Source organism: Pseudomonas sp. OV546 (genome assembly GCF_900116845.1).
In the GTDB taxonomy this organism is placed as follows: Bacteria; Pseudomonadota; Gammaproteobacteria; order Pseudomonadales; family Pseudomonadaceae; genus Aquipseudomonas; species Aquipseudomonas petroselini.
The window spans coordinates 159,458-177,566 of sequence record NZ_FPCE01000013.1; the positions used below are offsets into that span (position 1 = coordinate 159,458).

General features: G+C 60.0%; 18 protein-coding genes. 12 read left to right on the plus strand and 6 right to left on the minus strand.

The window, feature by feature from the left end; translation table 11 throughout:
• Positions 1 to 3: 3 nt before the first annotated feature.
• From ppsA to BM403_RS25375, 8 genes are all read left to right on the plus strand, one after another.
• Positions 4 to 2,379 carry a phosphoenolpyruvate synthase gene (ppsA, locus tag BM403_RS25340; RefSeq protein WP_015885351.1) on the plus strand — a complete coding sequence of 792 codons (2,376 nt, stop codon included), beginning with the start codon at positions 4 to 6 and terminating at the stop codon, positions 2,377 to 2,379.
• A 106-nt stretch (positions 2,380 to 2,485) separates the two neighbouring features.
• The gene (locus BM403_RS25345) at positions 2,486 to 3,475 is read left to right on the plus strand and encodes an alpha/beta fold hydrolase (protein ID WP_093545577.1); all 990 of its coding nucleotides are present in this window, start codon (positions 2,486 to 2,488) and stop codon (positions 3,473 to 3,475) included.
• A 188-nt stretch (positions 3,476 to 3,663) separates the two neighbouring features.
• Complete coding sequence (gene rraA / locus BM403_RS25350) at positions 3,664 to 4,155, plus strand: ribonuclease E activity regulator RraA (protein ID WP_064052646.1); 492 nt, start codon at positions 3,664 to 3,666, stop codon at positions 4,153 to 4,155.
• 24 nt (positions 4,156 to 4,179) lie between these two features.
• Positions 4,180 to 5,175 (plus strand): zinc transporter ZntB, encoded by a 996-nt coding sequence (locus tag BM403_RS25355; protein WP_093545580.1) that lies wholly within the window; start codon positions 4,180 to 4,182, stop codon positions 5,173 to 5,175.
• Between the two features lie 86 nt (positions 5,176 to 5,261).
• Positions 5,262 to 5,507, plus strand: a complete 246-nt coding sequence (locus BM403_RS25360) for a hypothetical protein (RefSeq protein ID WP_015885347.1) — start codon at positions 5,262 to 5,264, stop codon at positions 5,505 to 5,507.
• Between the two features lie 2 nt (positions 5,508 to 5,509).
• A complete protein-coding gene (locus BM403_RS25365) occupies positions 5,510 to 6,334 on the plus strand; it encodes a mechanosensitive ion channel family protein (protein ID WP_003175519.1) in 825 nt (274 codons plus the stop codon).
• Positions 6,335 to 6,421: 87 nt separating this feature from the next.
• On the plus strand, positions 6,422 to 7,012 hold the full coding sequence (gene sigX / locus BM403_RS25370) for an RNA polymerase sigma factor SigX (protein ID WP_003175518.1): 591 nt from the start codon (positions 6,422 to 6,424) through the stop codon (positions 7,010 to 7,012).
• A gap of 107 nt (positions 7,013 to 7,119) precedes the next feature.
• Positions 7,120 to 8,100, plus strand: coding sequence for an OmpA family protein (locus BM403_RS25375; protein WP_015885346.1), 981 nt, complete (start codon positions 7,120 to 7,122; stop codon positions 8,098 to 8,100).
• Positions 8,101 to 8,160: 60 nt separating this feature from the next.
• Here BM403_RS25375 and cobA read toward each other — a convergent pair whose 3' ends face one another.
• The 5 genes from cobA to BM403_RS25400 form a co-directional block, all read right to left on the minus strand.
• Positions 8,161 to 8,904: a uroporphyrinogen-III C-methyltransferase gene (gene cobA / locus BM403_RS25380; protein ID WP_015885345.1), complete on the minus strand. Its 744-nt coding sequence runs from the start codon at positions 8,902 to 8,904 to the stop codon at positions 8,161 to 8,163.
• A 26-nt stretch (positions 8,905 to 8,930) separates the two neighbouring features.
• Entirely contained in the window at positions 8,931 to 10,601 is a 1,671-nt protein-coding gene (locus tag BM403_RS25385) for a bifunctional protein-serine/threonine kinase/phosphatase (RefSeq protein ID WP_093545583.1), read from the minus strand.
• Positions 10,601 to 11,812 (minus strand): nitrate/nitrite transporter, encoded by a 1,212-nt coding sequence (locus BM403_RS25390; RefSeq protein ID WP_043205751.1) that lies wholly within the window; start codon positions 11,810 to 11,812, stop codon positions 10,601 to 10,603. The genes BM403_RS25385 and BM403_RS25390 overlap by 1 nt, the downstream gene beginning before the upstream one ends.
• 209 nt (positions 11,813 to 12,021) lie before the next feature.
• Positions 12,022 to 12,597, minus strand: coding sequence for an ANTAR domain-containing response regulator (locus BM403_RS25395; protein WP_015885342.1), 576 nt, complete (start codon positions 12,595 to 12,597; stop codon positions 12,022 to 12,024).
• 13 nt (positions 12,598 to 12,610) lie between these two features.
• Positions 12,611 to 13,837: a CmpA/NrtA family ABC transporter substrate-binding protein gene (locus tag BM403_RS25400; RefSeq protein WP_043205750.1), complete on the minus strand. Its 1,227-nt coding sequence runs from the start codon at positions 13,835 to 13,837 to the stop codon at positions 12,611 to 12,613.
• Between the two features lie 274 nt (positions 13,838 to 14,111).
• Here BM403_RS25400 and sctC point away from each other — a divergent pair, with 274 nt between their 5' ends.
• From sctC to BM403_RS25420, 4 genes are all read left to right on the plus strand, one after another.
• The gene (sctC, locus tag BM403_RS25405) at positions 14,112 to 15,557 is read left to right on the plus strand and encodes a type III secretion system outer membrane ring subunit SctC (protein WP_015885340.1); all 1,446 of its coding nucleotides are present in this window, start codon (positions 14,112 to 14,114) and stop codon (positions 15,555 to 15,557) included.
• Positions 15,558 to 15,713: 156 nt separating this feature from the next.
• Complete coding sequence (locus BM403_RS25410; protein ID WP_043205749.1) at positions 15,714 to 16,133, plus strand: winged helix-turn-helix domain-containing protein; 420 nt, start codon at positions 15,714 to 15,716, stop codon at positions 16,131 to 16,133.
• 31 nt (positions 16,134 to 16,164) lie between these two features.
• Positions 16,165 to 16,587, plus strand: coding sequence for a transglycosylase SLT domain-containing protein (locus BM403_RS25415; protein ID WP_279615280.1), 423 nt, complete (start codon positions 16,165 to 16,167; stop codon positions 16,585 to 16,587).
• 86 nt (positions 16,588 to 16,673) lie between these two features.
• On the plus strand, positions 16,674 to 17,699 hold the full coding sequence (locus BM403_RS25420; protein ID WP_015885338.1) for a quinone-dependent dihydroorotate dehydrogenase: 1,026 nt from the start codon (positions 16,674 to 16,676) through the stop codon (positions 17,697 to 17,699).
• A gap of 132 nt (positions 17,700 to 17,831) precedes the next feature.
• Here the strand turns inward: BM403_RS25420 and rmf are convergent, their stop codons facing one another.
• A complete protein-coding gene (gene rmf / locus BM403_RS25425; RefSeq protein ID WP_002553055.1) occupies positions 17,832 to 18,047 on the minus strand; it encodes a ribosome modulation factor in 216 nt (71 codons plus the stop codon).
• Positions 18,048 to 18,109: the final 62 nt, after the last annotated feature.

Sequence of the window (18,109 nt, forward strand, 5' to 3'; positions counted from 1 at the left end):
ACCTTGGTAGAGTACGTAGTTTCCCTCGATAAGCTCGGCGTCCATGATGTAGAGCACGTGGGGGGCAAGAACGCATCCCTCGGCGAGATGATCAGTAATCTTGCAGGCGCAGGTGTATCGGTGCCCGGTGGTTTCGCCACCACGGCCCAGGCTTACCGCGATTTCCTCGAACTGAGCGGCCTCAATGCTCAGATCCACGCCGCGCTGGACGCTCTGGACGTTGATGACGTCAATGCCCTGGCCAAGACCGGTGCCCAGATCCGCCAATGGATCATGGACGCCGAGTTCCCCGAGAAGCTCAACGAAGAAATCCGCACCGCCTTCGCCACCCTGTCGGCCGGCAACCCGGATATGGCTGTTGCCGTGCGCTCCTCGGCCACCGCCGAAGACTTGCCGGACGCCTCCTTCGCCGGCCAGCAAGAGACCTTCCTGAACATACGCGGCGTCGAAAACGTGATTCGCGCAGCCAAGGAAGTCTTCGCCTCGCTGTTTAACGATCGCGCGATTTCCTACCGTGTGCACCAGGGTTTCGACCATAAGCTGGTGGCTTTGTCTGCCGGTGTACAGCGCATGGTGCGTTCGGAAACCGGCACTGCCGGCGTCATGTTCACCCTCGATACCGAATCGGGCTTCCGTGACGTGGTGTTTATCACCGGTGCCTACGGCCTGGGCGAAACCGTCGTACAAGGCGCGGTCAACCCGGACGAATTCTACGTACACAAACATACCCTTGAGGCCGGTCGCCCGGCCATCTTGCGCCGCAACCTGGGCAGCAAGGCCATCAAGATGATCTACGGTGACGAGGCCAAAGCCGGTCGCTCGGTTAAAACCGTTGAGGTGGACAAGGCCGAACGCGCCCGTTTCTGCCTGAGCGACGCGGAAGTCAGCGAGTTGGCCAAGCAAGCGATGATCATCGAAAAGCACTACAAGTGCCCGATGGACATCGAATGGGCCAAGGACGGTGACGACGGCAAGCTGTACATCGTGCAGGCCCGTCCGGAAACCGTGAAGAGCCGTACTTCGGCCAACGTCATGGAACGCTACCTGTTGAAAGAGACCGGCACCGTGCTGGTGGAAGGTCGTGCCATCGGCCAGCGCATCGGCGCGGGCAAGGTGCGGATCATCAAGGACGTGTCCGAAATGGACAAAGTCCAGCCAGGTGACGTTCTGGTCTCCGACATGACCGACCCGGATTGGGAGCCGGTGATGAAACGCGCCAGCGCCATCGTCACTAATCGTGGCGGGCGTACCTGCCACGCGGCGATCATCGCCCGTGAGCTGGGGATTCCGGCCGTAGTGGGTTGCGGCAACGCCACCCAACTGCTCAAGGATGGCCAGGGCGTGACCGTGTCCTGCGCCGAAGGCGACACCGGCTTCATCTTCGAAGGCGAGTTGGGCTTCGACATCAAGCAAAACTCCATCGACGCCATGCCGGACCTGCCGTTCAAGATCATGATGAACGTCGGCAACCCGGACCGCGCCTTTGACTTCGCGCAGTTGCCGAACGCCGGTGTGGGCCTGGCCCGCCTGGAGTTCATCATCAACCGCATGATCGGCGTGCACCCCAAGGCCCTGTTGAACTACGACGGCCTGCCGCTGGATATCAAGGAAAGCGTCGACAAGCGCATCGCCGGCTACAACGACCCGGTCGGCTTCTATGTCGAGAAGCTGGTGGAAGGCATCAGCACCTTGGCGGCGGCGTTCTACCCGAAAAAAGTCATCGTGCGCCTGTCGGACTTCAAGTCCAACGAATACGCGAACTTGATCGGCGGCAAGCTCTACGAGCCGGAAGAAGAAAACCCGATGCTGGGCTTCCGTGGCGCCTCGCGTTACATCAGCGAAGCGTTCCGTGATTGCTTCGAACTCGAATGCCGCGCCCTCAAGCGCGTGCGCAACGAGATGGGCCTGACCAACGTCGAGATCATGGTGCCGTTCGTGCGCACTCTGGGCGAGGCGAGCCAGGTGGTCGACCTGCTGGCTGAAAACGGTCTGTCGCGTGGCGAAAACGGTCTGCGCGTGATCATGATGTGCGAACTGCCGTCCAACGCCATCCTGGCCGAAGAGTTCCTGGAATTCTTCGACGGTTTCTCCATCGGTTCCAACGACCTGACCCAGCTGACCCTGGGCCTGGACCGCGACTCCGGGATCATCGCGCACCTGTTCGATGAGCGTAACCCTGCGGTCAAGAAGCTGCTGGCCAATGCCATCCAGGCGTGTAACAAGGCCGGCAAGTACATCGGTATCTGTGGACAAGGCCCTTCCGACCACCCTGACCTGGCCAAATGGCTGATGGAGCAGGGCATCGAAAGCGTCTCTCTGAACCCCGATTCCGTGCTGGAAACCTGGTTCTTCCTGGCGGAAGGCCAAGCGTCCGTCTAAGGTCGTTACGTCAAAAGTGCCGGTCACCTCTCGAGGGTGACCGGCATTCTTATCTGTGCAGGGCGGAATTCCTTCCGGACGCCGCCCTTTTTTGTGCAAGAGCATTATGCAAAGCAGCAGCAACCTGTTTCCCGTCGCCCTGATCAGCGCTGAACGTCGTGGCGACCTGAGTGAAGATGTGTACCGCCTCAAACCCGGTAACAGCCCCGACGGTACCGTCGAGCTGGCCGTTACTCGTTTGGGCTTGGCCGATGTCCCGGAAAACCGGGGCATCCCGGTTATTTTGTTGCATGGCAGTTTTTCCAACCGGCGCTTCTGGTACTCACCCAAGGGCATTGGCCTGGGGGCTTATCTGGCACGCCAGGGGTTTGATGTGTGGATCCCGGAAATGCGCGGCCATGGTTTGTCCAAGCGCAATCATGACTACGCCCGCAATCGCGTCGCTGACTATGCACGCTATGACTTGCCGGCGATTGGCGCGTTTGTGCGTGAGCAAAGTGCGCAGATTCCCCACTGGATCGGCCACTCCCTGGGCGGCACAAGCCTGGCTGCAGCGCTGGGTGGGCAACACCTTGGCGCGCCGGCAGTGGCTTCGGTGGCCTTGTTTGGTTGCCAGGTCAGCCGCACCCACTGGCCGTTGAAATTGCCACCGGTGGAGTGGACTGGCCGCTTGCTGCTGAAACGCTTCGGCGAACTGTCCGGCTCACGGTTCAAGCGTGGCCCGGAGGACGAGCCCGCGGGCGTGTTGATCGAAGCCATGCGTTGGAATGGTCTGTTCGGCCGCTTTGGCGAGGGTAAAAACGACTGGTGGAAAGGCTTGGCAAGTGTCGATGTGCCGTTGTTGGCGGTCAGCGCCGCCGGCGACCATCAGGACCCTGACTGGGCGTGTCGCAGACTATTCGAGCAAGTCGGATCCGAGCACCGCCAATACCTGTGCCTGGGGCGCCAGCAAGGGTTTACCGAGGATTTCGGGCACGTGGAAATGCTCGTCAGCAAAGCCGCACAGGTTCAAGTGTGGCCATTGGTGGAGCAGTGGTTGAAAGATCCGCTCACACCCTTGTTCGGTGTGCAGGCCGAGGTGCTGGCCACGGTTTGAGGCAACGCTCTGCCAAGGGCGTTTCACTCGTGTGTGGTTGCGGCTAAGATATGACGCGTTAAACGCTTCTGGTCATATTCAGTCGCGCAGTGGCTATTGCGTTGCGGCGATGCGGATGGGATGTTTCGCCCCTGCTTGGGCTGGCGCTTCTTTCGAAAGACACCTCTTTGACAGAAAGGAATTTTTCAATGAACCATTACGTGACCCCTGACCTGTGCGACGCCTACCCGGAACTGGTGCAGGTGCTTGAGCCGATGTTCAGCAATTTCGGCGGCCGAGACTCCTTTGGTGGTGAAATTGTCACCCTCAAATGCTTCGAAGATAACTCCTTGGTCAAGGAACAGGCCGACCAGCCTGGCGCCGGCAAGGTGCTGGTGGTCGATGGGGGTGGTTCCCTGCGCCGCGCGCTGCTGGGCGACATGATCGCCGAGAAAGCCGCAAAAAATGGCTGGGAAGGCCTGGTGATCTACGGCTGCATCCGTGACGTCGATGTGATCGCCCAGACCGACCTGGGGGTGCAGGCCTTGGCGAGTCACCCGATGAAGACCGACAAACGCGGCATCGGTGACTTGAACGTGGTGGTCACGTTTGCGGGTGTGACGTTCCGTCCGGGTGAGTACATCTACGCCGACAACAACGGCGTGATCGTGTCGCCCAGCCCGCTGAAAATGCCTGAATAAACCGCAATAACCGACGGGGTGAGGATGTTCGAGGAAGAAAACGCGCAATGGGGGCTGGTGCATGCCCTGGTGCTGGACGGTAAAGGCGGTGCGCGTTCGATTGCCCGGACAGAGCTCGACGACTTGCAACTGCAACCTCAGGAAAGCCTGTGGTTGCATTGGGATCGCAGCCATCCGCAGACCCAGACCTGGCTGCGTAAATCCAGTGGGTTGAGCGAGTTCGCCTGTGACCTGTTGCTGGAGGAGAACACTCGTCCGCGTCTGTTGCCGTTGCCGGAGTCGGAACTGCTGTTGTTTCTGCGTGGGGTCAACCTCAACCCAGGGGCTGAACCGGAAGACATGGTGTCGGTGCGTATCTTCGCCGCAGCCAGTCGTGTGATTTCCCTGCGTTTGCGCCCGTTGCGCGCTACTGACGAGCTGCTGGTGCAGTTGGCGGACGGCAAGGGCCCGAAAACGGCCTCGGAACTTATCCTTTATATGGCGCAGTACCTGACCAATAAAGTGCAGGATCTGGTCACGGACTTGTCTGAAGTCGTCGATGCAGAGGAAGAAAAACTCGATACCGACGAACGGTATACGCCGGAACATGGCAGCGTTTTGCAGATCCGTCGACGCGCCGCTGGGCTGAAGCGATTCCTCGCACCGCAGCGAGATATTTTTGCCCAGCTCACGCGGATCAAATTGCCGTGGTTCTGTGACGACGATGCCGACTATTGGAACGAATTGAACAACAGCCTGACCCGCTACCTGGAAGAGCTCGAATTGACCCGGGAGCGCGTGGGGCTTGTGCTTGAGGCCGAAGACCGGCGCTTGAGCGTACGCATGAACCGCACCATGTACCGGTTCGGGATCATCACCGGGATCTTCCTGCCGATGAGTTTTCTCACGGGGCTGCTGGGTATAAATGTGGGCGGGATTCCGTTCTCTGCCAGCCCCTATGGATTCATGATTGCGTGCCTGTTGATGGTCTCGGTTGCGCTTGGACAATGGTGGCTTTTTCGACGGTTGCGCTGGGTTTGAGCTGAATATGACCTGAACGTATGAAGGGTCCTATGTGACCTCAGGAATTTTACCCTCGTCTTTTAAATCACTTGCGAGAGGTCTTTATGCACGATCCGTTCGAACAGTCTTTGCGTGACATGCTCAATGCCTCGCCGTCCAACCGGGATGACGATGCCTGCCTGGGCCGCGTGTTGAAAACCGCCAACCGCCAGGTGGGTGCGGGTGACCTGTTCGGTCTGCTCGGCCGCTGGATGCCGGCGCTGATGATGGCGCTGAACAATGGTTCGGCCCACGTATCGCCTGTTTCCCGTCGTAAACCTCTTGCTCGTACTGCTGATAAGGCTGATTGAATATGGAACTTGATCTCTGGACGCAGAGCCTGGTCACCGCGATGACCGCATTGTGGACCAAGGTGGCGAATTTCATTCCCAACCTGTTTGGTGCGCTGGTGCTGGTGCTGTTGGGTTTTGTCGTAGCCAAGCTGCTCGACACCCTGCTGTCCAAATTGCTGGCAAAACTGGGCCTGGACCGGCTGATGGCAGGCACCGGCCTGACCAAGCTGTTGGGCCGTGCCGGGCTGCAAGTACCGATCTCAACATTGATCGGCAAGATTGTTTATTGGTTTGTTTTGCTGATTTTTCTGGTTTCTGCGGCTCAATCCCTTGGACTTGAGCGAGTTTCAGCTACGCTCGACATGCTGGCGCTGTATTTGCCGAAGGTTTTTGGCGGCGCGCTGGTACTGCTGGTAGGCGTTTTGCTGGCACAATTGGCCAATGGGCTGGTGCGTGGCGCCGCCGAAGGCGTGGGACTGGATTACGCCGCCGGCTTGGGGCGAATCGCTCAAGGGCTGGTGATCATCATCAGTATTTCGGTCGCGATCAGCCAGTTGGAGGTCAAGACTGACCTGCTCAACCATGTGATTGTGATCGTTTTGATTACCGTTGGTCTGGCAGTTGCGCTGGCGATGGGCTTGGGAAGCCGGGAAATTGCCGGTCAGATTCTTGCGGGAATCTATGTGCGTGAGCTGTATCAGGTTGGGCAACAGGTGCGTGTGGGCGAGGTCGAAGGGCAAATCGAGGAGATCGGCACAGTCAAGACAACGGTGCTGACCGATGACGGCGACCTGGTGTCGCTGTCCAATCGGATTCTCCTTGAGCAGCAGGTCAGTAGCCGCTAACCCGGCAAACCCTGCTAATGTACGCCGCCGCGAACCCGGCTGATCGGGCTGTGGCGGACATTGACCTGACTGTCGGCACGACTTGTTTTGAATAAAGCCCAAACGCTGTCCACGCGCTATGACCCCCGTGAGCTCTCTGATGAGGAGTTGGTCGCGCGTGCGCACACGGAGCTGTTTCACGTAACTCGCGCGTACGAAGAATTGATGCGCAGATATCAACGCACTTTGTTCAACGTTTGTTCAAGGTATTTAGGGAACGATAGAGATGCGGATGATGTCTGTCAGGAAGTGATGCTCAAGGTGTTGTACGGCCTGAAGAACTTCGAGGGCAAATCGAAGTTCAAGACCTGGCTGTACAGCATCACGTACAACGAGTGCATCACGCAGTATCGGAAGGAACGGCGAAAGCGTCGCTTGATGGACGCTTTGAGTCTGGACCCCCTTGAGGAGGCGTCTGAAGAAAAGGCGCCGGCACCCGAGGAGAAGGGCGGACTCGATCGCTGGCTGGTGTATGTGAATCCGATTGACCGGGAAATTCTGGTGCTACGATTTGTCGCAGAGCTGGAATTTCAGGAAATCGCCGACATCATGCACATGGGTTTGAGTGCTACAAAAATGCGTTACAAACGTGCTCTTGATAAATTACGTGAGAAATTTGCGGGCGAGACTGAAACTTAGTGCGTGGCAAATATCTCTTACGTGTAGGCAAGTTCTGTTAGACTTGTCGCCGAGTTGTCCCCCGGTTTGTGGGACTGCTTTACAATCACCAGATGGGGATTTAACGGATGAAACTGAAAAACACCTTGGGCTTGGCCATTGGTTCTCTTATTGCCGCTACTTCTTTCGGCGTTCTGGCACAAGGCCAAGGCGCAGTTGAAGGCGAGCTGTTCTACAAGAAGCAGTACAACGATAGCGTCAAGCACATCGAAGACGGCTTCAATCCTGGCGCTCGCATCGGTTACTTCCTGACCGACGACCTGTCCTTGAACCTGTCCTACGACAAAACCAACCACACCCGTTCGAACGACGGTACTGGTAACCAGAAGATCAAAGGCGATACCGGCAGCCTGGTTGCCCAGTATCACTTCGGTCAAGCTGGCGTAGACAGCCTGCGTCCATACGTAGAAGGCGGTTTCGGCCACCAGAGCCGTACCAACGTTCAGGCTGATGGCCACAGCGGTCGCGACCAGACTACCTTCGCTACCGTTGGTACTGGCGTGAAGTACTACTTCACCAACAACCTGTACGCTCGTGCCGGTGTTGAAGCTGACTACGGTCTGGACAACGGCAAGTGGGACTACTCCGCACTGGTTGGCCTGGGCGTGAACTTCGGCGGTAACGCTGGCGCAGCTGCTCCAGCTCCTACCCCAGCACCAGCTCCAGAGCCAACTCCAGAGCCAGAAGCTCCAGTTGCTCAGGTTGTTCGTGTTGAGCTGGACGTTAAGTTCGACTTCGACAAGTCGGTTGTTAAGCCTAACAGCTACGGCGACGTGAAAAACCTGGCCGACTTCATGGCTCAGTACCCAGCTACCAACGTAGAAGTTGCTGGTCACACTGACTCCGTAGGTCCAGACGCTTACAACCAGAAGCTGTCCCAGCGTCGTGCTGACGCTGTTAAGCAAGTCCTGGTTAAAGATGGCGTTGCTCCAAGCCGCATCACCGCAGTAGGTTACGGCGAATCCCGCCCAGTTGCTGACAACGCAACTGAAGCTGGTCGTGCTGTTAACCGTCGCGTAGAAGCGTCGGTTGAAGCTCAAGCTCAGTAATTACTGAGTGGTAGAAAAAAGCCCGGCTTAGGCCGGGCTTTTTTTCGCCTGCAATTTGCCTCAGGCGCGTACGGCTTCTGCGAGGTAGGCGGCCTGTTCGGCGGCGGCAACACGGCCGATCACCAGGATCGCGGGGCTCTTCAGGGCAAATGCCTGTGCATCTTCATACATCCGGGACAGCTCGCTGCGGCATTCCCTTTGTTGGGGCAGCGATGCGTTTTCGATCATCGCCACCGGCATATCCGCCGCCATCCCGCCGTCGAGCAATTGCTGACGGATCTCCTCCAGCTTCGCTACGCCCATGTACACCACCAAGGTGGTCCCGCCCTCTGCCAGTGCACGCCAATTCAGGCTGCTGTCGTCCTGGGTGTGCGCTGTGACCAGGGTCACGCCGCGACTCACGCCGCGCAACGTCAACGGAACCGCGCAATTCGTCGCGCCCGCCAGCCCCGCCGTAATCCCGTTGACCAACTCCACTTCGACACCTCGTTCACGCAGCCAAACAGCTTCTTCGCCACCGCGCCCGAAAATGCATGGGTCGCCGCCCTTCAGTCGCACCACGCACTTGCCTTGACGGGCATAGCGCAGCATCAGGCGGTGAATAAAGTCTTGCGGCGTTGAGCGGCAGCCGCCGCGTTTGCCGACGGTGATCACTCGTGCCCCGGCGCAATGCTCCAGTACGGCCGGGTTGACCAGATCATCGATCAGCACCACATCGGCTTCGTGCATGGCCCGTACGGCCTTGAGGGTCAACAGTTCTGGGTCACCGGGACCTGCGCCTACCAGCCAGACTTTCGCGTTCATGTGTTTTCCCTCGTGTAGAGATGACGTCAGCGGTGAAAGAGTGAATACAGCAACACCAGATTGATCAGCAGCGAAGCCAGCGCCAGAGTCCGCCAGACTTTCAATGGCTCGCGCTCCAGCAAAGGCCTGGGCCGGATGCTCAGTTCCTGGCGGTCTGCCTGTTCCAGCACCAGCAACCATTCCTCAGCGGTTTCATATCGATGCGCAGGCTGGGCGGCCACGGCTCGCTCCAGGCTGAGCGGCAGCCAATCCGGCAAGTCGGGGCGATAACGGCTGGCGCTGACCGGCTGGGTAAACTTGGGGCGTTGGAAGGCCTCGATCTCACCGTAGGGGTAATGCCCGGTCAGCAGGTAATAGAGGGTGACGCCGACGCTATATAAATCCTGTTGAGCGGTAGGAGGGTCACCATTGAATGCCTCGGGTGCGATAAAGCTCGGCGTACCAGGCAGTACGTGAGCGCGGTCCTCCGAAAGGCCGGGGCAGTAGGCCAGGCCGAAATCCAGCACCCGCAGTTCACCGTCGTCCCCTTGCAGCAGGTTCTCCGGCTTAATGTCGCGGTGCAGGATTTGCCGTCGATGCAGCATGCCCACCGCCCGCAGCAAGCGCTCGGCAATGGACTGCCACTGCGCCAGGGGCAACGTACCCTGTTGCTTGAACACTTCAGCCAGGGTTTGCCCTGGGTATTCGCGCATGACGTAGTACAAATGCTGACGCCCGCTGGCGGGATGGACTTCAGGAAAGGACCGCCCGGCGACGCGTCGTAAAAACCACTCCTCCGACAACAACGCCTGGCCGGCGTCGCTGTCATCGTCGCGGCTCAACGGCAGGGTTTTCAGCAGCCAGGGTTGCTGTTGGGCATCCCGCACCCGGTACAGCAACGACTGTCGGCTTTGCGCCAGCACGGTTTCTACCTGCCAGCCTTCAAAACGTTGTCCGGCCTTCAAGGCTGGCGGCAGTGGCCATTGCTGTAATTGCACCAGCGCATCGCCCAACGTGGCCGCGCCGAGGGTGTCCACGCGCACCAACAGGGCGCTGGCGTTGTCCTGGCTGCCCGCCAGGTGCGCGGCGTTCACTAGCGTGTTGACCGCCAGATCCAAGTCCGTTTGTTCGCGCAGGATGGCGCTGATGCTGTGATCGCCCAGGGTTGCCCACACGCCGTCACTGAGCAGCAGGAAACACTCGCCTTCGCGCAATTGGCCATCCAGGAAGTCCAGCACCAGGTGCTGGTCCAGGCCCAATGCGCGCTTCAGCACGTGTTGCATGCCCGGCTGTTCCCAGACGTGATCCTCGCTGATGCGCTGCAACTCACCGTCCAGCCAGCGATACGCCCGGCAATCCCCGACATGCGCCAGGGTAAAGCGCTGGCCGCGAAACACCAGGGCGCTGAGGGTGGTCAGCAAGGGCTGGCCACCCCCATTGGCTTGCAACCAGCGATTCTGTGCCAGTAGCAAACGTTCCAGGGCCTGGGCCACGCCCCAGGTTTGCGGCGTGGCGTAGTAATCCAGGGCCAGCGCCTGCAAGGTCGAGCGTGCGGCCAAGCCACCATCGGCACACTGGCTTACGCCGTCGGCGATGGCGCACAGGTAGCCTTTGCTGGCCGCCAGTTCGGCCACGGGCGTCACCACCCGCAGCGCGTCCTGGTTTTCCGTGCGTGGGCCGATGGCACTGGCCTGGGCGACGCTCAGTTGCAGGCTCATCAGACGCGGGCAGCCGTCACAGCGGCCGAACCCCAGGTGGTTCTCCAGCGACGTTTCACGCCATGCAGGCCAAACCAGGCCAACACGCCCAGGCTGGCAAACAGCCACAGCGCCATTTGATAGCTGCCGGTGCTTTGTTTGATCGCACCCATGCCCGCCGCCAGGGCGAAGCCGCCGATGCCGCCGGCCATGCCGATCAGGCCGGTCATCACGCCGATCTCACGCCGAAAACGCTGTGGCACCAGTTGGAACACCGCGCCATTACCTGCCCCCAGGCCGAGCATGGTGCAGACGAACAGGGCCAGCGCCGCGTAGGAACTCGGCAGGTTGAAGCCCACCGCCGCGATGCAGATCGCCGCTACGCTGTACATGCCCAACAGGGTCCGGATCCCGCCGAAACGGTCCGCCAGGGCGCCGCCCAGTGGGCGCATCAGGCTGCCGCCGAACACGCACGCGGCGGTGTAGTAGCCGGCAGTCACCGGGCTCAGGCCGTACTGGTCGTTGAAATAGCCGGGCAGAGCGCTCGCCAGGCCGATAAAGCCGCCGAAGGTCACGCTGTAGAAAAACATGAACCACCAGCTGTCACGGTCGCCCAGCGCCTTGAAGTAGTCGGCCATGGACTTGGCTTTGGGCCGTTCAGGGGCGTTGCGGGCGAGCCAGGCAAAGACGATCAGGGTCAGCACCAGTGGGATCAATGCGAAGCCGAAGACGTTGCTCCAGCCAAATGCAGCGGCCAATACCGGCGCCAGCAATGCGGCGAACACCGTGCCGGAGTTACCTGCACCGGCGATGCCCATGGCTTTGCCCTGATGCTCGGCCGGGTACCACTGGGACGCCAGCGGCAGTGCAACCGCAAACGACGCGCCGGCCATGCCCAGGAACACGCCCAGCAACAAGGCTTGCTCGTAACTGTGGATGCCCAGTTTCCAGGCGCCGAACAAGGCGCAGATGACTATCACCTGTCCAATCATGCCGGCGGTCTTGGGCGACAGTTTGTCCGCGAGCATGCCCATCAGGAAGCGCAGCACCGCGCCGGCGAGAATCGGCGTCGCCACCATCAGGCCGCGCTGCTGGGTGGTGAGGTGCAGGTCGGCGGCAATTTGGATTGCCAGTGGGCCAAGCAGGTACCAGACCATGAAACTCAGGTCGAAATACAGGAAGGCGGCAAACAGGGTCGGGGTGTGCCCGGATTTCCAGAAGCTTGATTTCATCACGCACCTCAACGGTTGGGAGTCTTGTAAGAAGGCCTGGTGATGGAACAGCCGGCTAAGGCCGCCCCACCGGCCCCGTTTCCGGGGCCAAAACAAAAAAACGCCGCCACCGGGTTCGCGAGGGCAAACCGGGTGTGCGACGTCTTTGTCGTGGAGGGGCAACCGCCGTTGGCTACCTGTGATGTTTACTTAGCAAGAGCTGCGCCAAATCAGCCAAGCAACTCACTCATGGCGATAATCTGCTCCGCTACCTGGATCAGCTTCTGCTGGCGGCTCATGGCCTGGCGGCGCATCAGCGTGTATGCCTCTTCCTCGTTGCAGTCCTTCATTTTCATCAGCATGCCCTTGGCCAGCTCGATGCGCTTGCGCTCGGCGAGCTGTTGGTCCCGCGCCTGGAGTTGGGCGCGCAAGGCCTGGTCGCTTTCGAAGCGGGCCATGGCCACGTCGAGGATCGGCTGCAGGCGCTGGGCCTGGATACCTTCGACGATGTAGGCGCTGACGCCGGACTTGATCGCCTGGCGCATCACGTTCGGGTCGTGTTCGTCGGTAAACATCACGATGGGCCGAGGTTGATCGCGGCTGACCAGCACCACTTGCTCCATCACATCGCGGCCCGGTGACTCGGTATCGATCAGGATGACATCCGGGCGCACCGTTTCGACGCGCGCGGGCAGGTCGATGGTCAGGCCGGACTCATCGATCACCTCAAAACCGGCTTCGATCAGCGCTGCCCTGAGACGGCCGACCTTGCGCGGGGTGTCGTTGATTAACAGGATTCGCAGCATGGACGTCCTCCTGTCAGCGCAAGGCTTGGCGGTGGGTGTGATCGGCCAGGGCATGCAGGCGGAAGCTGCGGGCATAGCTGGCGGGGTCGGAGCCGTCCCAGATTTTGCCGTCGATCAGTTGGCTGCTGCGCATGTCCTGGTCTTTCGTGGTGATACCCAGCGCCTCGGCGGCCTGGCGATAGAGCCCAAGTTGCTGCACCTGGCGTGCGACACCGAGGTAGTCGGGGTCTTCGCGCAAGAGGCCCCAGCGTCGGAATTGGGTCATGAACCACATGCCGTCGGAGAGGTAGGGCAGGTTGACGTCACCACCGGCGAAAAACCTCAGGGCGTGCGGATCCTGCCACCGGTTGCCCAGGCCGTCGTCATAGGCGCCCAGCAGGCGCGGTTCGATGCAATCGAGCGGGGCGTCGAGGTACTCGCGGCCACTGAGCAATTGCGCGGTGGAGCGGCGGTTTTCGCTGCTCGCTTCGATAAACCGACTGGCTTCCAGAATCGCCATCACCAGTACACGCGCGGTGTTGGGGTACTGTTCGACAAACGCCTGGGTGCAACCGAGCACTTTTTCCGGATGATCCGGCCAGATCGTCTGGGTGGTTGCCAAGGTAAATCCTTGGTTTTGCTTTACCGCGCTGGCACACCAGGGTTCGCCGACGCAAAACCCATCGATGCGCCCGGCTTGCAGGTGCGCCAGCATTTGCGGTGGCGGCACCACCACGCTGTCCACATCCTGTAATGGATGAATCCCTTGGCTCGCCAGCCAGTAATAGAGCCACATGGCGTGGGTGCCCGTAGGAAAGGTCTGGGCGAAGGTCAGTTTTGTTCGGCTTTGGTGCACGTGACGGTCCAGCGCCTCAGGAGTGATCACCCCTTGCTGCTGCAAACCGTGGGACAGGTTGATGCTCTGGCCGTTCTGGTTGAGTCCCATCAGTACAGCCATGTCGGTGGGCGCGACGCCGCCGATGCCCAGGTGCACGGCATAGATCAACCCGTACAGGCTGTGGGCGGCATCCAGTTCGCCGCTGACCAGTTTGTCGCGCAGGTTGGCCCAGGACGATTGACGCTTGAGGTTCAGGGTCAGGCCGTAAGGTTGAGCGAACCCTTGGGTGGCTGCCACCACCATCGAGGCGCAGTCGCTCAGGGCCATGAAGCCGAGGTCGAGGCTGCTCTTTTCCGGGGCATCACTGCCGTTGACCCAGGCCAGCGGGTCGTTCATCGGGCTGTTGCCAACCGAATCGTTCATCTACACCTACCTTTTCATTCAAAAAAAAGCGTCGTTCCCCCAGATGGCGATGTAAGCCACTGCGAGTAACGACGCCTTTGTCTGTCAGCTCGCGCCGCCGTTGGTGCGTGCTCTGATACCGAGTTCATAGCAAGGCACATGCCACGGGCGGTGCGCCTCGGGCAGCCATCAACTTTCCATCAAGATTGAAACCGGGGGGCCTTTCAGTATGGCGGCACTCTCAATGCCAGACTGCCCAGGAATCCCCCCGGTGTACGCCGACTTCATTGCAACGATGCCCCGTCTCTGGCTGTGCCGTCGGTTGTTGTTTACCGTGCTGCTTGCCGTGCTGGTGTCGGAAAGTGCGCTCGTCTGGGGCGAGCTTTACCAGGCGCAGGACGAAAGCCTGCATACCGTGTTCACCGCCCTGTCGGAGCCGCTGGGGTTGCCCATCGTTGTCAGCGCCGCGGTGGCGCGCAAACGCGTCAGCGCAGCGCTTGATTTCGAGACGCCGCAGCCGGCCCTGGAGGCGCTTGCACTGCAACAAGGGTTGATCTGGTACAGCGACGGTCAAGCGCTCTATGTCTATGACGCTGACGAGGCGAAAAGCTCTGCGGTGACCTTGCGGCATATTTCCGTCGACAGGCTGCGTAGCCTCATGCGCCGATCGGGTCTCGATGAGTCACGCTATCCCTTGCGTGAAAGTGGAGTGCGCACATTTTATGTGTCCGGCCCACCAAACTATGTCGACCAAGTGCTGCGCCTGACCCAATTGATGGACCGGCAAAGGGCCGATCTGCGGGTGGGCAAGCAGGCTTTTGGCGTGGTGCAGGTGCTCAATACCGATGTGGCCGACCGACAGTACGGCACGAGCGACAGCCCGGTCACCCTACCGGGGATGGCGTCGATGATCGAAACCCTGCTGGCCACTGAGCACCAGGGGATGCTGGCCGACAAGAGCCTTGGCGTGATTGCTTACCCGGATAGCAACAGCCTACTGATCAAGGGCAAGCCGGCGCAGGTGAGTTTCATCCAGAAACTGGTGGCGGAACTCGACATACCCAAGCGATCGATCGAAGTCTCGCTGTGGCTGGTGGATCTGGAGCGCGACGAACTGAAGAAGCTGGGCATGGACTGGGGCGACGACACCAACACTTCGACCACGCGTGTCCTGGCGCCCGTGGACGACAGTCACTTGATGGCCAGCATCGGCGCATTGGAGCGTCGGCGGCGGGCGACGGTGGCGACATTGCCGGTGATTCTCACCCAGGAGAACGTACCCGCGGTGTTTCAAGATAACCACACGTTCTATATGCCACCTCCCGGAAGTGACCGAACTGACTGGAAACCTGTGCGTTATGGCACCCAGGTCAGCGTACTGCCGCGTTTTGCCGAGGCTAACCAGATCGAGATGCGCCTTGAGGTTCAGGACGGACGCCAGATGAGTGAGGCGCCGGGGCGTGAAAAAAACACGGCGGTGGGGCGAGTGGGTGTCAACAGTGTGGTGCGTTTACCTCCAGGCAGGCGCCTATGGCTGGGCGCGTTTAACCGCAAGTCAGAAGGGCGAGGGCGTCCGGCCCAAGTGCGGCTATTTGTGGTCCAGGCCAGAGCCGTGGGCGGCGAGTTGAAGGACGCGGTCGAGCGCGCAGGCCCACCCCCCTTGACGGCTGCGCAATACGACCGTGTTCAACGTGCATTTGTACGGCCGGAGCGTGATCTCGCACCTGCATCAGGTGAATAGCGAAACGTCTTACAACATGACTTTGAAAAGCGCTGCGCGTATGAGCCTTTTCCTAACGTGAGCGGCGAGGCAGGCTCTATATAGTCGTGACATCGGTACTTGAGCCAGAAATGGAAATGGGGACTTCAATGTCATTCGTCGGAGGTCGAGGTGGTAATGGCCGTCATGGATAATGGAGGGACGGCCATTACCCTGTTTTTTTCGCATTGGGCCTTGTATGACGATGGTCGCCTGATCGGCGAGGGGTCGGACGACCAGTTACCGCCCAAGGAACTGCAGGTGTTGCGATTGCTGCTGGAGTCCGAGGGCGTTTTGATGACCAAGGATCGGTTGTTGGAGCTGGCCTGGCCCCAGGGGGAGGTCGCCGAGGAGTCACTGACACGCTGCATATACTCGCTGCGCAAGTACCTTGGCGCCGACAAGGGGTTTATCAAGACGATATACGGTCGTGGCTACCGTTTTACCTGCCCGGTGAGCGTCGAAGGGCATGCGCCGGGTCATAGGGCGCATGTGTGCTCGGTATGCGGCCAAGTCAGCCATGGCGGGTTAAAGCGTGGTTCGGTAACCCGTGGCTAGGTTCTGGAGCAAGGGCTGGGTGTTGAGTGTGATGATGACCAGCAACCAGGCGCTGGCCTATTGCTGGGAGGAGGCGGCCAGTCACTACAATATCGAGCCGGAGTTACTGCAAGCGATCGCCGCCGTAGAGTCGGGTTATCGGGCGCAAGCGATGAATCATGCCAACCGTAATGGCACCCGAGACATCGGTCTGATGCAGATCAACAGTATCCACTTGCCTCGCCTGCTCAAGCAGGGCATTACCGAGGATCGGTTGCTCAATGAGCCCTGCCTGTCGGTGGAGGTGGGGGCTTCGATTCTCGCCGAGTTCATCCAGCGCTTTGGCTACAACTGGACAGCGGTAGGGTCATATAACGCAGGGACGGGGGCCGGGCCCGAGCGTGAGGCGTTGCGCATGCAGTATGCACAGAAAATCTGGGCGTATTATGAGCAACTGGTTGCGCATCGCTACTGACGATTGAGGTTCACGCCTCGCACGCTCCCTATCACCCCGGCTATAATCGCCGCCACCTTTCGCCGCCATCCGAGTCTAGCCCGCCCATGTATACCCTGGCCCGCCAGCTGTTGTTCAAACTCTCCCCGGAAACCTCCCACGATCTGTCCCTGGACCTGATCGGTGCCGGTGGTCGCCTGGGGCTCAATGGCCTGGTTTGCAAGGCACCGGCAAAGGTGCCGGTATCGGTGATGGGGCTCGATTTCCCCAACCCGGTCGGGCTCGCGGCTGGCTTGGATAAAAACGGTGCGGCCATCGATGGTTTTGCACAGTTGGGTTTCGGCTTTGTCGAGATCGGCACCGTGACCCCGCGACCACAACCGGGCAACCCCAAGCCGCGTATCTTCCGCCTGCCGGAAGCCGAGGCGATCATCAACCGCATGGGGTTCAACAACCTGGGCGTTGATCATCTGTTGTCGCGGGTTCAAGCGGCAAAGTACCAGGGCATCCTGGGCATCAATATCGGCAAGAATTTCGATACCCCGGTTGAGCGTGCAGTGGATGATTACCTGATTTGCCTGGACAAGGTTTACGCCCACGCCAGCTATGTCACCGTTAACGTCAGCTCACCCAATACCCCGGGCCTGCGCAGCCTGCAGTTCGGCGACTCGCTCAAGCAATTGCTCGAGGCTCTGCGCCAGCGCCAGGAAGACCTGGCCGTGCGCCATGGCAAGCGCGTGCCGTTGGCAATCAAGATTGCCCCGGACATGAGCGACGAAGAAACCGTACTGGTGGCCCAGGCCCTGGTCGATTCCGGCATGGATGCAGTCATCGCCACCAACACCACCCTCAGCCGCGTCGGTGTCGAAGGCCTGGCCCATGGCGACGAAGCGGGCGGCCTGTCGGGTGCGCCAGTGCGTGACAAGAGCACGCATATTGTCAAGGTACTGGCTGCCGAGCTGGCCGGGCGCTTGCCGATCATCGCGGTCGGCGGCATTACCGAAGGCAAGCACGCGGCGGAGAAGATTGCTGCCGGCGCGAGCCTGGTGCAGTTGTACTCCGGCTTTATCTACAAGGGGCCGGCACTGATTCGCCAGTCGGTGGATGCGATTGCAGCCCTGCCCAAAGCCTGAGAAACCCTAAACAGCGCCCATTAAAAAGGGCTCCTCAAAAGGAGCCCCTGGGCCGAAGCCCGCCGCCTGGATAGGGCGTGCGTGGTTAAGTCGTTACATATTCGTGGTGGTGTCGGAATTTATTGCCCTTGATTAGCCGACGGCGTGAAGTTCGTTGAGTCTGTGGATGCCCGCAGTGCCAGTCATACCGTCCCAGTTGTCGCCGCGTCCTTCTCGCCAGCCGTTGATCCAGGCTTGGCGTACCGACGGTAGAGTAAATGGGCAAAGCTCACGGGATTTGCCATGAACGCCATATTGATATCCGCGTAAAAATGCTCTTTCCAACGGATCACGCTTAAGTCTTCTCATAGGGTGTTTCCCTCACTTGTTGACTGTCTTGATATCCTTCGGCCTCGTCTGAGGCCGGGCAG

Excerpts from the sequence above, each read along its gene's own strand:
- BM403_RS25345 (WP_093545577.1), top strand. The coding sequence starts at position 2,486 with ATGCAAAGCAGCAGCAACCTGTTTCCCGTCGCCCTGATCAGCGCTGAA.
- rraA (WP_064052646.1), top strand. The coding sequence starts at position 3,664 with ATGAACCATTACGTGACCCCTGACCTGTGCGACGCCTACCCGGAACTG.
- BM403_RS25355 (WP_093545580.1), top strand. The coding sequence starts at position 4,180 with ATGTTCGAGGAAGAAAACGCGCAATGGGGGCTGGTGCATGCCCTGGTG.
- BM403_RS25360 (WP_015885347.1), top strand. The coding sequence starts at position 5,262 with ATGCACGATCCGTTCGAACAGTCTTTGCGTGACATGCTCAATGCCTCG.
- BM403_RS25365 (WP_003175519.1), top strand. The coding sequence starts at position 5,510 with ATGGAACTTGATCTCTGGACGCAGAGCCTGGTCACCGCGATGACCGCA.
- BM403_RS25375 (WP_015885346.1), top strand. The coding sequence starts at position 7,120 with ATGAAACTGAAAAACACCTTGGGCTTGGCCATTGGTTCTCTTATTGCC.
- cobA (WP_015885345.1), bottom strand. The coding sequence starts at position 8,904 with ATGAACGCGAAAGTCTGGCTGGTAGGCGCAGGTCCCGGTGACCCAGAA.
- BM403_RS25385 (WP_093545583.1), bottom strand. The coding sequence starts at position 10,601 with ATGAGCCTGCAACTGAGCGTCGCCCAGGCCAGTGCCATCGGCCCACGC.
- BM403_RS25390 (WP_043205751.1), bottom strand. The coding sequence starts at position 11,812 with ATGAAATCAAGCTTCTGGAAATCCGGGCACACCCCGACCCTGTTTGCC.
- BM403_RS25395 (WP_015885342.1), bottom strand. The coding sequence starts at position 12,597 with ATGCTGCGAATCCTGTTAATCAACGACACCCCGCGCAAGGTCGGCCGT.
- BM403_RS25400 (WP_043205750.1), bottom strand. The coding sequence starts at position 13,837 with ATGAACGATTCGGTTGGCAACAGCCCGATGAACGACCCGCTGGCCTGG.
- sctC (WP_015885340.1), top strand. The coding sequence starts at position 14,112 with ATGCCCCGTCTCTGGCTGTGCCGTCGGTTGTTGTTTACCGTGCTGCTT.
- BM403_RS25410 (WP_043205749.1), top strand. The coding sequence starts at position 15,714 with ATGGCCGTCATGGATAATGGAGGGACGGCCATTACCCTGTTTTTTTCG.
- BM403_RS25415 (WP_279615280.1), top strand. The coding sequence starts at position 16,165 with ATGATGACCAGCAACCAGGCGCTGGCCTATTGCTGGGAGGAGGCGGCC.
- BM403_RS25420 (WP_015885338.1), top strand. The coding sequence starts at position 16,674 with ATGTATACCCTGGCCCGCCAGCTGTTGTTCAAACTCTCCCCGGAAACC.
- rmf (WP_002553055.1), bottom strand. The coding sequence starts at position 18,047 with ATGAGAAGACTTAAGCGTGATCCGTTGGAAAGAGCATTTTTACGCGGA.